At 59.6% G+C, this 12,932-nt stretch carries 15 protein-coding genes; 1 reads left to right on the top strand and 14 read right to left on the bottom strand.

The window, feature by feature from the left end; genetic code table 11:
* Nucleotides 1-73: 73 nt before the first annotated feature.
* Together QA646_RS01165 and QA646_RS01160 are read right to left on the bottom strand one after the other, a co-directional pair.
* A complete protein-coding gene (locus tag QA646_RS01165; protein WP_283057117.1) occupies nucleotides 74-985 on the bottom strand; it encodes a flagellin in 912 nt (303 codons plus the stop codon).
* A gap of 256 nt (nucleotides 986-1,241) precedes the next feature.
* Complete coding sequence (locus QA646_RS01160; RefSeq protein WP_283057116.1) at nucleotides 1,242-2,159, bottom strand: flagellin; 918 nt, start codon at nucleotides 2,157-2,159, stop codon at nucleotides 1,242-1,244.
* 331 nt (nucleotides 2,160-2,490) lie between these two features.
* Between QA646_RS01160 and QA646_RS01155 the strand changes: the two genes are divergently transcribed.
* On the top strand, nucleotides 2,491-4,434 hold the full coding sequence (locus QA646_RS01155; protein WP_283057115.1) for a glycosyl transferase: 1,944 nt from the start codon (nucleotides 2,491-2,493) through the stop codon (nucleotides 4,432-4,434).
* 114 nt (nucleotides 4,435-4,548) lie between these two features.
* Here QA646_RS01155 and fliP read toward each other — a convergent pair whose 3' ends face one another.
* From fliP to fliI, 12 genes are all read right to left on the bottom strand, one after another.
* A complete protein-coding gene (gene fliP, locus QA646_RS01150; RefSeq protein WP_283057114.1) occupies nucleotides 4,549-5,307 on the bottom strand; it encodes a flagellar type III secretion system pore protein FliP in 759 nt (252 codons plus the stop codon).
* Nucleotides 5,304-5,795: a flagellar basal body-associated FliL family protein gene (locus QA646_RS01145; protein ID WP_283057112.1), complete on the bottom strand. Its 492-nt coding sequence runs from the start codon at nucleotides 5,793-5,795 to the stop codon at nucleotides 5,304-5,306. Before QA646_RS01145 ends, fliP begins: the two co-directional genes overlap by 4 nt.
* 43 nt (nucleotides 5,796-5,838) lie before the next feature.
* The gene (gene flgH / locus QA646_RS01140) at nucleotides 5,839-6,552 is read right to left on the bottom strand and encodes a flagellar basal body L-ring protein FlgH (protein ID WP_028751204.1); all 714 of its coding nucleotides are present in this window, start codon (nucleotides 6,550-6,552) and stop codon (nucleotides 5,839-5,841) included.
* Nucleotides 6,549-7,082 (bottom strand): MotE family protein, encoded by a 534-nt coding sequence (locus tag QA646_RS01135; protein ID WP_283057111.1) that lies wholly within the window; start codon nucleotides 7,080-7,082, stop codon nucleotides 6,549-6,551. Before QA646_RS01135 ends, flgH begins: the two co-directional genes overlap by 4 nt.
* Nucleotides 7,079-8,197: a flagellar basal body P-ring protein FlgI gene (locus tag QA646_RS01130; RefSeq protein ID WP_283057110.1), complete on the bottom strand. Its 1,119-nt coding sequence runs from the start codon at nucleotides 8,195-8,197 to the stop codon at nucleotides 7,079-7,081. Before QA646_RS01130 ends, QA646_RS01135 begins: the two co-directional genes overlap by 4 nt.
* Entirely contained in the window at nucleotides 8,194-8,694 is a 501-nt protein-coding gene (gene flgA, locus QA646_RS01125; RefSeq protein ID WP_283057109.1) for a flagellar basal body P-ring formation chaperone FlgA, read from the bottom strand. Before flgA ends, QA646_RS01130 begins: the two co-directional genes overlap by 4 nt.
* A gap of 18 nt (nucleotides 8,695-8,712) precedes the next feature.
* Entirely contained in the window at nucleotides 8,713-9,501 is a 789-nt protein-coding gene (gene flgG / locus QA646_RS01120) for a flagellar basal-body rod protein FlgG (RefSeq protein ID WP_283057108.1), read from the bottom strand.
* Between the two features lie 97 nt (nucleotides 9,502-9,598).
* Complete coding sequence (locus tag QA646_RS01115; RefSeq protein ID WP_283057107.1) at nucleotides 9,599-9,949, bottom strand: flagellar hook-basal body complex protein FliE; 351 nt, start codon at nucleotides 9,947-9,949, stop codon at nucleotides 9,599-9,601.
* A complete protein-coding gene (gene flgC / locus QA646_RS01110; RefSeq protein WP_283057106.1) occupies nucleotides 9,946-10,365 on the bottom strand; it encodes a flagellar basal body rod protein FlgC in 420 nt (139 codons plus the stop codon). Before flgC ends, QA646_RS01115 begins: the two co-directional genes overlap by 4 nt.
* Before the next feature lie 16 nt (nucleotides 10,366-10,381).
* Complete coding sequence (gene flgB / locus QA646_RS01105; RefSeq protein WP_283057105.1) at nucleotides 10,382-10,774, bottom strand: flagellar basal body rod protein FlgB; 393 nt, start codon at nucleotides 10,772-10,774, stop codon at nucleotides 10,382-10,384.
* A gap of 118 nt (nucleotides 10,775-10,892) precedes the next feature.
* Nucleotides 10,893-11,438 (bottom strand): flagellar protein, encoded by a 546-nt coding sequence (locus QA646_RS01100; RefSeq protein ID WP_283057104.1) that lies wholly within the window; start codon nucleotides 11,436-11,438, stop codon nucleotides 10,893-10,895.
* Between the two features lie 94 nt (nucleotides 11,439-11,532).
* Nucleotides 11,533-12,924, bottom strand: a complete 1,392-nt coding sequence (fliI, locus tag QA646_RS01095; RefSeq protein WP_283057103.1) for a flagellar protein export ATPase FliI — start codon at nucleotides 12,922-12,924, stop codon at nucleotides 11,533-11,535.
* Nucleotides 12,925-12,932 lie beyond the last annotated feature (8 nt).

Raw genomic sequence — 12,932 nt, 5'->3', positions numbered from 1 at the left:
AACCGCGCCTCTTGGGAAGGCGCGGTGAATTTGCTGTTTTCGAACTTCCGGCGCCAGGCGCCGGTTCTTCCTATTAACGGAACAGCGACAGGATGTTCTGCGAAGAAGAGTTGGCGATCGAGAGCGACTGGACAGCAAGCTGCTGCTGCGTCTGCAGAGCGGAGAGCTTGCTCGATTCCTGTTCCATGTCGGCATCGACGAGCTTGCCGACGCCCGATTCGATCGAGTCCTTCAGCGACGAAGCAAAGCTCGTCTGCAGGTCGATACGGGTCGAGATCGAGCCGAGACGCGAACCCATGCTGGTCATGGAGTTCAGGGCCGTCTGAACCATGTTCAGGGCGCTGGAGATCTGGCCGCCGGTCATGCCGGTGATGTCCAGGCTGAAGACCGAAGCGCCAACCGTGCTGTCCACGGTGCCGAGAATGCCGGACGTGGTGTCGATCGTGCCGCTGTTCGAGCCGAACAGAACGTTGCCCGTCGCACCGGTGTTGAATGCATACGACGTTGTGCTGACCGAAACGGTGCCGTTGGTACCGCGGATGAAGGAGGAAACGACCGAGGCGGAGTCGTTGGCGGCAGCCACGACCCAGTTTTCGCCGTTGAATGAGGCGGACTGAGCGACGCTCTCCAGCTGCTGCTGCAGCTGGCCGATTTCTTCCTGGACCTGACCCTTGTCGACCGAGCCTTCCATGGCGGTGACAAGCTTGGACTTGATCTGGCTGACGATGTCGAGGGCGCTCGTGACAGCGGTGGTTGCCGTGTCGACCTTGGCGGCACCGAGGCCGAGGGCGTCAGAGACGGCGCCGATAGCGCTGTCGTCGGACTTCATGGTGGTGCCGATCGACCAATAAGCGGCGTTGTCGGAAGCCTTGGAGATACGCAGGCCGGACGAAACAGCATTCTGAGTGGACTGCAAGTCGCTGTTGATGCCGCGCAGAGTCTGCAAAGCGGACATTGCAGCGTTGTTGGTAAGGATGCTCGTCATAATATTTGCCCCTTTGGCAGCAGTTAAATAAGGGACATTCCGGACCTAAAAACCGGTAACGGCACTCAGCATCATGCCTGTTAACCCAATCTGTTAAGGTTAACTCGCCGTTTCAATGGTGTTAGAAAACAGCAATATAGTTAAGAAAACCTGAACTAGGCCGGGTCCAAAAATATAAAAAAAACCGCGCCTTAGGAAGGCGCGGTTAACTTAGTGTTTAGAAATTTCGGCTGGCGTCGAGCGCCAGTCCTTCTTCTTAACGGAACAGCGAGAGGATCGACTGCGAGGAGGAGTTGGCGATCGAGAGCGACTGGATAGCCAGCTGCTGCTGCGTCTGCAGAGCGGAGAGCTTGCTCGATTCCTGTTCCATGTTGGCATCGACGAGCTTGCCAACGCCCGATTCGATCGAGTCCGACAGCGACGAAGCGAAAGACGTCTGCAGATCGATACGGCTGGAGATCGAGCCGAGCTTCGAACCCATGCTGGTCATGGAGTTCAGGGCGGTCTGAACCATGTTCAGGGCGCTGGAGATTTCGCCTCCGGTCATACCGGTGATGTCGAGGCTGAAGACAGAGAACTGGTTGCTGCCGATCGTCGTCTTGGTACCGAGGATGCCGGACGTGGTGTCGATCGAACCACTGTTCGAGCCGAACAGAACGTTGCCCGTCGCACCGGTGTCGAATGCATACGACGTGGTGCTGACCGAAACGGTGCCGTTGGTGCCGCGGATGAAGGAGGAAACGACCGAAGCGGAGTCGCCGCTTGCAGCCATGACCCAGTTTTCGCCGTTGAACGAAGCGGACTGTGCGACGCTCTTAAGCTGCTGCTGCAGCTGGCCGATTTCTTCCTGGACCTGACCCTTGTCGACCGAGCCTTCCATGGCGGTGACAAGCTTGTCCTTGATCTGGCCGACGATGTCGATCGAGCTGGTGACAGCGGTAGATGCCGTGTCGACCTTGGCGGCACCGAGGCCGAGGGCGTCGGAGACGGCGCCCATAGCGCTGTCGTCGGACTTCATCGAGGTGGCGATCGACCAATAGGCGGCGTTATCGGAAGCCTTGGAGATACGCAGGCCAGACGAAACGGCATTCTGCGTGTCTTGCAGGTTGTTGCTGATGCCGCGCAAGGTCTGCAGAGCGGCCATAGCGGAATTGTTGGTTACAATGCTGGTCATAAGTGTGTCCCCTGGAAACTGAATACGAGAAGGAGGACATACCGGACTTCAAATACCGGCGATGACGGAGCGGCTTCATGCTCCTCGGTCCCATTTCCTAGAGGACCAAACCCGTCATGTCGCAGGTAAACTCGCATGCATTACTTGCGAATTTCTTAAACGCGGAACCCCGGGGGGACGGTCGACCATAACGTAGCTAACGATACGTAAAGGGCGGCTCACCATTGCTTCGGTTTCAGGCAAGCTACGCGCGCGATTATCCCACGAATCCATGATGACGGACTTCGGCCTTTGCCGGAGACTGTCCAAAGTTCGCTCGGAGTTCTCGCTCGTGAATACGAAAAACGCCTATGTGACAGCGTCCAACCTTTATCAAAAGGGACAATATACGCGCGCGCTCGAAACACTGAACGAGCTGCTCAATACCGACACATCGCCGAAAACCTACGCCCTGCTGGCAAAGACGCTGCTGAAACTCGGCTTCAGATCGGACGCGGCGAGATCGTACGAACTGGCGGGTAGACAAAAGCCATATCGCGAAGACTATCTGCGGGAAGCTTTGCTGTTGCATTTTGCCACCGGCAACGAAGACGCGACGCTATCGGTCGGAAGCCTGATCCTGCCTCAGGCTCTCAAGGATCCCGACCTGGCCTATGCCCTTACCAGCATCTTTCTGAGCCGTCAGCAAAGGGACCTGCTGGCCGGCTTCAGGACCGTCCTCGTTGAAGGACCGGAGCTCAGGCATCGGCTGATGGCCTCAAAACTGTTGACCGATGACCTTCACGATGACGGCAACCGGCACATCGTCGCCACCCTGTTCAAGAAGCATCCGGACAATATCATTTTCCGCACGCTCCATTTGATCTTTGCCCGTGAATTGTCCGATCTCGCGACGGTGGACAAACACATGGCGCCAATCCTGACGTCGATCGCTGCGGGCAGCCTCGACTATGTCAGGCCGGACAATCCCTTCTTCCATCTGCACTGGTGCGGCGACGAAGCGATCAACAAGTTCGCCGCGCACGACACGGTACCGCTGCCGGCCGGGCACGCAGAGTCGCGACGCAAAGCGCCGCATACATGGGCGGACAAGATTCGCATCGGCTATCTCTCATCGGACTTCTGGCCCGGCCATGCGACAATGAAGCTCTTGCAGCGGACATTTGAACTGCACGATAGGAACCGGTTCGAAATTACCCTCTTCGACCATTCCTCTCTGTCATCTCAGCGCGAGGAAGAGTTCGATTATTCGAGATGGGGTACCATGGTCGATATCCGCAGCCTTTCCGATCAGGCGGCGGCAGAGGCGATCCGCGCCCGAGGGATCGACATCCTGATCGATCTCAAGGGACATACCAAGGATAGCCGCGTCCGCATCATCAACCATAAGGCGGCGCCGATTCAGACGGCATGGCTCGGCTTTCCGGGCTCTGCCGTCAACATCGATCTCGACTACATCATCGGCGACCCCTACGTCCTGCCGGATTATTCCAAGCCGCATTTCCACGAGAAGTTCTGCCGGCTGCCCGAATGCTATCAGCCGAACGACCCGATGTATCGCCCGAAGGCGCGGCCGACGACCCGCGCGCAGCATGGTCTGCCGGAAGATGCCTTCGTCTTCGCCTCGTTCAACGGCAACCGCAAGATCACCTCTCAAATAATCGATGTCTGGTGCAACATATTGAAGCGCACGGAGAACAGCGTGCTCTGGCTGCTTTGCAACGGTCCGCGCGCCGAGGCCAATCTCTGGGCTCGCCTGGAGGCGCGCGGCGTCAACCGCAAGCGCATCGTCTTCACCACCCGCATCCGCTATGAGGATCATATCGACCGCCAGCAATTGGCCGATCTCGGCCTCGATACCTTCCCGGTGAACGGCCACACGACGACCTCGGAACAGCTCTGGGGCGGTTTGCCCGTGTTGACGATGAAGGGCACGAACTTCGCCTCGCGCGTCAGCGAAAGCCTGCTTACCGCCATCGGCGTACCGGAGTTGGTGGCCGCCGATGTCCAAGCTTATGAAGATATGGCCGTGGAGCTTGCAGGGCAGCCGGAGCGCATTGCCGCACTCAAGGAAACACTGGTCGCCAATCGCTATATCAAGCCGCTCTTCGACGCCGAACGCCTGACCCATCACCTCGAAACCGCCTACGAAATGATGGTCGAACGCGCCAGGAAGGGCCTCGGTCCGGATCATATGGACGTGCCGGCACTGCCGGTTCGCACCGAGCCGTTCCTGGTCGAAGATCAGAGTGCTGCAGCGATCGCCGCGGAGTAAGGACCTCGCGTCATCGGAAGTTCTGCTCCCGATGACGGTCTGCCCAGCGGATAAGATGTTCTAAATTCAAAAGACTAGAGCGACCTTTGTGCGTTCATATGAATGCACGGCGCTCTAGTGGAAAGACCGCACAAGGCTGCCGACCAAGAGGTTCCAGCCGTCGATCAGCACGAAGAACAGGATCTTGAAGGGCAGCGAGATCGAGGTCGGCGGCAGCATCATCATGCCCATCGCCATGACAATGGTCGAGACGATCAGGTCGATGACCAGAAATGGCAGAACGACCAGGAAGCCGATTTCAAAACCACGGCGGATTTCCGAAATCATGAAGGCCGGGATCAGCACGCGGTAATCGATCTTGTTGTCGACCACGGGCGTCTGCCCACGCTCCTGCGCCAGATCGACGAAGAGCTTGATGTCCTTGTCGCGCGTGTTGTTCGACATGAAGGTGCGGAAAGGCTCGGCGATGCGCTGAACAGCATCGGCCTCCGAAATCTGATTGGCAAGCAGCGGCTGCGCCCCATCCCTCCACGCCTGATCAAAGGTCGGCGACATGACGTAGAAGGTCATAAACAGCGCGAGGCTCAGCAGGATCATGTTCGAGGGCGTGGTCGCAAGCCCCATGCCAGAACGCAGGATCGAGAACGCGATGATGAAGCGCGGAAAGCTCGTCACCATGATGAGGATGCCGGGCGCGATCGACAGGATCGTCAACAGCCCGAAGGTGCGAATGATCCAGGCCGCGACCGACCCACTCACCGGGACATTCAAGAGATCCGTCGGGAGCTGTTGCGACAATTGCTGCGCCATCGCCATTTCAGGCGAAAACGCGGCAAAAACCAATATAAGTAAAGCAAGTAATAATCGACTCATTCGATCACGAAAGTTCTGAACATAACTTTCGATACCCGCCCTTCCGAGCGCAGGTCAACACGTTCCTGAATGTCATCCCGAAGATATTGGAAGCCGCGCGGGCCTTCGACCTGCTGCAGCGAAACGGTACGGACATAGGCGAGGATATCCTGATGAATGGCTTCCGCAAGCTGCGGGTCAGGCTTGCCCTTGAACATCAGCGCGATTTCCAGCCGGATCCAGTTTTGAGAGGGATAGGCGAGATTGGTCGTGATCGGATCGAGCTGAACGATGCCGTTCGCTTCAGCGGCAGCCGCAGCCTGCTTTTCACCGGCGGGAGCCTGCGCGGCGGCCTGTACCACGGCCGTCGCCGTCTTGATCTTCGGTGCCACCATGTTGCCAAGGAACCAGCCGCCGCCGGCGCCGAGAACCGTCAGGACCACCAGTCCGACAATCATCATGATCAGCGGCGATCCCTTGCTTTTTTCCGATGCCTCTGCCGCTGCCATGTCTCTATCCGCCTGTTATCTAATATTGTGTGCTGCCCGACCGTCAGAGCGGTGACAGCAGATCGACCGCCTGCTGGCCGCGCGGCGGCTGCTGCACTTCCGTCAGACGGCCGCGGCCGCCGTAGGAAATACGCGCTTCGGCGATCTTGTCGTAGGAGATCGTGTTGTCCGACGTGACGTCCTGCGGCCGGACGATGCCGGCGACGTTCAGGATACGAATCTCCTGGTTCATCCGTACTTCCTGCGAACCGCTGATCATCAGGTTGCCGTTTTCGAGGACACCGGTGACAACCGCGGCGACAAGCAGGGTGATCTGCTCGGAACGCTGCATCTTGCCTTTACCGTCGGTGCTGGTGTCGGAACCGGAGGTCGCGTCGGCATTGGTGCTCGGCTGCCAGCCAAAGATCTTGGCGGTGATGTTCCAGTTCATGTCGCTCTTGTTCGTGCGACTGCGATTGGTCTCGTTGTCCCAGTTCGCCTTATCGTTGATCGAGATATTGACCGTCAGGATATCGCCGACATTGAGGGCGCGCGCGTCCTTGAAAAGGGCCGCCTGCGAATCGTTCCAGAGCGAGTAACCCTGCGCCACCTGATGCGGCCGCTTTGGATACTGCAGCATCTGAGGCGTCTGCGCATATTGCAGGCCGCTGCCGATCGGGCTCATGGCGGGCGCCCTGCCGATTTCCTTGAGAGCCTGCGACTGACAACCGGCGAGGAAAACGACGACTGCGCACGTGGCCGTAAGACGCATGTTCATGAGGGGTCCTTCGACTTCGATGTATTCGGATCGGACGCGCTGGAGATGATGTTGGTGACAACAGCCGCCTTCTGCGCGTCCATCTCCGCCAGAATGAGGCTCGACTGGCGCGGCGAGAGTTTCATGATGATCGCGGCCGCCACGGTGACCTTAACGTCATTAAGGCTTGCCGCCGCCGCGTCGGGCTTCATATTCTTGTAGATGTCGACCAGGCCTGAATCGGCGGTCTTCAAGAAATCGTCGCGCCGCTTCAGCCAGTCTTCGTATTCCGCCTTGCGCTTGTCCATCGTGGCGATGCGCTGGTCGACATCGGCCTGCAGCTTTTCAAGCTCCTGCTTCTGCAGCAGATAGCGCTGGTCGCGGGCCGGATCGGCGATGTTCGTGCAGAACTGCTTGATCTCGTCCTGGCTCGATGCCGGGTCCATAACCGGCTTCGGCGCTTCCTGCGCCGCCGCAGAGACCGACAGCAGTAACGCCGCCGCGACGCAGCCGGGGGTCAGCAATTTCCTGGCGATGGTGATCGATCTCATTGCAGCACGAGCTCCGCTTGCAGTGCGCCGGCCGATTTGATGCCTTGCAGGATGGCGATGATGCCGTCCGGCTTGACGCCGATGTTGTTCAATCCGGAGACCAGCGTCTTCAGATCGGGTCCTTCGAGCACGGCGACGCGGCCGCCGCTCTTGCTGGCAGTGATGTCCGTCTGATCCTGAACGGCCGTCTGCCCATTCGAGAAGGGCTCCGGCTGGACGATTTGCGGATTTTCGCTGACCTGGACCGTCAAGGTTCCGTAGCTGACCGCGACCGGCGAGACGCGGACATCGGCACCGATGACGATCGTTCCGGTACGTTCATTGATGACAACCTTGGCAGGCGTATCGGTCTGGACGTCGAGATTTTCGATATCCGCCATCAGCCGCGTGAGATCGGCCATCTTCGGCTTTTCGATCGCGACCTCCTGGGAATCCTTAGCCTCGGCGATCGGGCCGCCGAAATGCGAGGTCGCCCAGGCATTGACCGTATCGGCGATGCGGATCGAGGTGGAGAAATCCGGATTGCGCAATTGCAGGACAAGATTGACGGAATCCTTGAAGCGCGAGGGCAGTTCGCGCTCGATGATGGCGCCGCCCGGCACGCGGCCTGCGGTGGTAGTGCCTTCGGTGACGCTGGCGGCGGCCCCCTGAGCCTGGAAGCCCGAGACGATGACTGAGCCTTGTGCCACGGCATAGATCTGCCCGTCTGCACCGCTGAGCGAGGTCATGATCAGCGTACCGCCGCGAAGCGAGGTCGCATCGCCGAGCGAGCTGACCGTGACGTCGATGCGGCTGCCGGGACTGGCGAAGGGCGGCAGGTTGGTCGTCACCATGACGGCGGCGGTATTCTTGGCAGCGGATTGGCCGCCCTGCGTCGAAATACCGAGATTCTGCAGCATCGCGCGCATGGACTGCTCGGTAAACGGCGAGGAACGCAAGCCGTCGCCGGTTCCCTGCAGACCGACGATCAAACCGTAACCGATCAACTGGTTGTCACGGCCAGCCTGCAGCGAGGCTATGTCCTTGATGCGCGATTGCATCGCCAGGGCCGGATCGGCGATGATCAGGCTGGGCAATGCCAGCAAAACCCTGAGGAAGTTACGAAGCCTTCTCATTTTGCGACCACTCGGATCGTGCCGTTTTCGAGAACCGTGCCGCTGACGATAATGCCGGAATCCAGATTGCGGGCTCGTACGCTATCGCCGACCGCGCCGTCATCGAGCGGCGTTCCGGCTGCGGTGATCGTCATGCTGCCCATGTTCATCACCAGACGGATATTGGAGCCACGCGTCACGGCGAAGGGCTGGCGCAGGGCGGAAATGGAAATCGTGCGGCCCGGCAGAAGCGTCCGCTTCGATACCAACCCCGTGACATCGCTGAGCCGCTTGGCATAGTCGCCTGTGAGATTGGGATTGGTGACCTCGACCTCTTCGAGCTGACCGCTGCTGATGACATCGCCCGGATAGATCGTCTCGGTCGGCACGACGGCGGTCCCCAGGCTGGTGGCGTCGTTGCCGGTTGCGCCGGCAGGAGCGGCCGACACGAACATGACGGAGAGGCTCGCCGCGGCGAACCAGGCCATTGCTAAGCTTTTCATCCGGCGAAACCTCATGTTCGGCCCGTCCTCTCGTTACTTCAGATCTTTACTGACGATCTGCGCCATGTCGTCGGCGGTGGTGATGACCTTGGAATTCATCTCATAGGCGCGCTGCGCGGAGATCAGGTCGGTGATTTCCTTGACCGCATCGACGTTCGACGATTCCAGATAGCCCTGCTTCATGTAGGCGAAGCCGTTCGTATTGGGATCGGAAACGACGGGATCGCCGGAGGCGGGCGTCTGCGTGAAAAGGTTGCTGCCCATCGGCTGCAAGCCGGCTTCATTGACAAAGTTGGCGATCTGCAATTGGCCGAGAACAGTCGGCGTCGTCGCGGTGCCGATGGTTGCCGAAACCTGACCGGATTCGTTGATGGTGATGTTGCTGGCGTTGCTGGGGATCGTGATCCCCGGCTCCAGCACGTTGCCGTCGGCGGTCACCATCTGGCCGGTATCGCTCTTGTTGAACGAGCCGGCGCGCGTATAGGCCGTCGTGCCGTCGGGCATCTGAATCTGGAACCAGCCGCGGCCGACCAGCGCGACGTCGAGATCGTTCTGCGTCTGCGACAGTTCGCCCTGGATCTGGATGTTGCGCACGGCCGTCGTCTGCACGCCAAGGCCGATATTGGCGCCTTCCGGCACCACGGCCTGGTTCGGCCGGTTGGAAATGCCCTTGGCGCGTTCGGTCTGGTACAGAAGGTCCGAGAACTCGGCGCGGGAACGCTTGTAACCCGTCGTATTGATGTTCGCGATGTTGTTCGCAATCACTTCGAGGTTGGTCTGCTGGGCGTCCATGCCCGTCGCGGCAATAGCGAGCGCTCTCATGTCTTCGTCCTTCGAGCTAGAGCGTGATCCCGAAGGCCGCAAAGCGGCTTTGAACAAGATCGCGCCAAATCAAATAATGGGAGCGGGGCCACCCGCCCTAAATCTGCATTTTCGTAATATCGAGAAAGGCCGAGACGACCTTGTCGCGCAGTGCGATCGCCGTCTGCAGCGTCTGATCCGCCTGCATGACCTTGTCGACCACTTCGCGGGTGCTCATCGTGCCCTTGATGCCGGCAAACGAGGCATTCTCGGCTTCCTTCAACGTATTGACCGTGTCTTTCGCCACATTGGACATCACCGAGGCGAAACTGGTTCCGGTCACGTTCCCGATCGTCGAGCCAAGTGTCGATGCCAGGTTATTGGACGAAGAGGAGCTCTGGTCCGTGGCGATGCTGCCGAGACCGCGGACTGCCGAAAGGGAGGAAACATTCTTGATAGCGTCAATCATTGTGCATTCTTCAAGAGATCGATGGTGGAGTTGATGAGATCGCGCGACTGCTTGATCGTTTGCAGATTGGCCTCGTAGGAGCGATTGGCTTCACGCATGTCGGCCATTTCGACGAGAATGTTGACGTTGGGCATCTTGACATAGCCCTTCTGGTCCGCCGCCGGATTGTCCGGGTCGTATTCCTCGACGAACTTGCCGGTGTCCTCGCCCAACTTCTTCACGCCCACAGTGGTCACGCCGTTGGCGCGATCAAGCTCGGCGCCGAACGTCACGGTCTTGCGGCGATAGGGATCGGAACCAGGGGTATCGCCCGTCGAACGGGCATTGGCGATATTTTCGGAAACAATACGCAGGCGGGTCGATTGAGCCTCCAGGCCGGAGCCCGCAATCTTCAACGAGGCTGATAAAGGGTCCATAACATCTTCACTTCATCTATTGTTTTACGGTCATCAACATCATGCGATGAAAGGAGCTGACCAGCGCGGTGTTCAAACCGTACTGGCGCTGGATTTCGCCGGATTTGGCGAGCTCATCTTCCAGGCCGACGGTGTTACCCGACTCCTGGACGCCGATTTCCTGATTGAGCGACGCTTCCTCGACGTTGACGTCGCCGCTCTGACTGAATTCATTGCCCGAAAAATGCGCCGGATTGGTCTTCGCCATGGCGATATTCTCGTTGTCGAGAACGGCTTGAAACGGCGTCACATCCTTCGCGTGGAACTTCGGGGTATTGGCATTGGCGATATTGCCGGCAACGACCTCCTGGCGAACCTGGAGCCACTCGGCTTGCCGCGAGGCCAGGTCAAAGAGCTGAATCGGTTGCATGGGCTTCTCTCCGTTCTTACAGCAGGGACCCTAGAGGGATAATCTTGCGTGGGACTTGCGGGGAATGCGTTCTTGCTAAAGTCTTTACTAAGCCTGATACGCAGGCGATTGCGGGTTCTCACTCGTGGCCGTAGACATCACCGGTGGAGGTGACGATGATCCACTTTCCGTCGCGCTGCTCGATCGTTGCCAGGCGACTGTTATCGGGCAGGATCGAGCCGACCCGCACGACGTACATGCCAGTGTCATCCTCGATCAGCGCCCGGCCGTTTGCGACGTGCAGCAGATGAAACGGCGACTTGCCGGGAAACGGCTGATCTTCGGCCGGCTGTCCCTTGTCGTCCTCGCGTCCGACGTTGCTGATCGTCGCCGTCGTCAGCGGATCGGGAGCGATAGCCTTCGGCTCGTTCGGATTCTTGTTGACCATGGCAAGCGGCGACACGTTGACGATCTCGCGTCCCGGCCAGTTCGGCAGGTCGCGCGTTCGATCGCCCTCGGCGACGTGAATGCCGAACTTGTCGGGATTCAGGAACACATACCAGGGAAAGAAAGCCGAGATACCGGCCAGCAACAGACCGGTGCCCGCCAGAGCCTTGTCGGTGAAGGTCCGCTTTTTCGCCGCCTTCAGCGGAGCGACCGGTTCGTCTGCATCGGATTCTCTCACGTCTGGCCTCTCTCTCGGCATGGTCTGAAAGGCATGAAGCGAATTCGGACCGGATTATACGAACTCAAATGGCGAACGACATTTCGCGAAAACGTCATTTCGCTCTTTGCGGTTGGATGGATGCGGCCGAACCGTTTTTCAACGCGGTCGCAAGATCGGTGAAGGCGTCGGCCGAAGGCCGTTCGCCGGGTGTCTGCTTCAGAATGTCGTAGATGATCGGCACCTGGCGGACGGCCATGTCGAGATCCGGGTCGCTGCCCTGGCGATAGCCGCCGATCAGGCGCAGGTCACGGGTTTCCTCATAGCGGTGCACGAGTGCCTTCAGTCGGGAAACCAGCTTTTCCTGATCCGGCGTCCAGGCTTTGCGCGCCAAGCGCGATACCGAGGCCAACGGATCGATCGGCGGATAACGCCCCTCTTCCGCCAGGCTGCGCTGCAGGACGATATGGCCGTCGAGAATGCCGCGGGTGGAATCGGCGATCGGGTCGTTATGATTGTCGCCGTCGACGAGGATGGAGATGATCGCGGTGATCGTACCGGTTCCTTCCGGCCCCGGCCCTGCGCGCTCCAAAAGGCGCGGCAGTTCGGTGAAGACGGAAGCCGGATAGCCGCGCGCGATCGGCGGTTCGCCGGAGGCGGTCGCAACCTCGCGGATGGCATGGGCGAAGCGGGTGACGCTGTCGACGATCAACAGCACATTGTCGCCCTGATCGCGGAAATGCTCGGCGATGGTGATAGCCGACAGCGGCGCCATCTTGCGCAGCATCGGACTCTCGTCGCTGGTCGCGACGACAGCGACCGACTTCTGCATATGAGAACCGAGCGTGTCCTCGATGAATTCGCGGACTTCGCGGCCACGTTCGCCGACCAGCGCGATCACCACCTTGTCGAAAGCATTGGCCCGGGCCAGCATCGACAGCAGCGTCGACTTGCCTACGCCGGAACCGGCGAAGATACCGAGACGCTGGCCGAGGCAGAGCGGCGAGAAGATGTCGATCGCGCGCACGCCGGTCTTGAACCCGGTCTCGACGCGTTTGCGGGTCATCGAGGGCGGCGCGGTATTGGAGATCGAGCGCGACTCCATGCCCGCCGTCAGCGGCCCAAGGCCATCGATCGGCTCACCCAGCGAGTTGATCGTGCGTCCGCACCAGCTATCGGATGGAGCGATACGGAAAGCACCTTTGCGGATGACCGTGTCGTGGATGCCGATCGGCTCACCCGGCTCGATCGGACAGACATAGGTCAGCTCCGGTTCGACGCGGACGACTTCGCCGAGATGGATGCCGGTCGAGGATAGGTGGGCGACGAACTCGCCGAGGCGCACATGCCTGGAAAGGCCGGCAACGGTATAGTGCCCGGCCGCGATGGTGCGCACATGGCCGCCATCGGCAACCGTATTTTCCGCCATCAGATATTGATCCGCCAAAGCGGCCATACGCGAAAATCTCGGCGACATCGCGCCTTCAGGCAGCCCATCCTCGAACATCACCCGAC

The organism is Rhizobium sp. CB3090 (genome assembly GCF_029714285.1).
GTDB lineage: Bacteria > Pseudomonadota > Alphaproteobacteria > Rhizobiales > Rhizobiaceae > Rhizobium.
The sequence above is the reverse complement of the archived record's forward strand: the minus strand, read 5'-3'. Positions and strand labels throughout refer to the sequence as shown.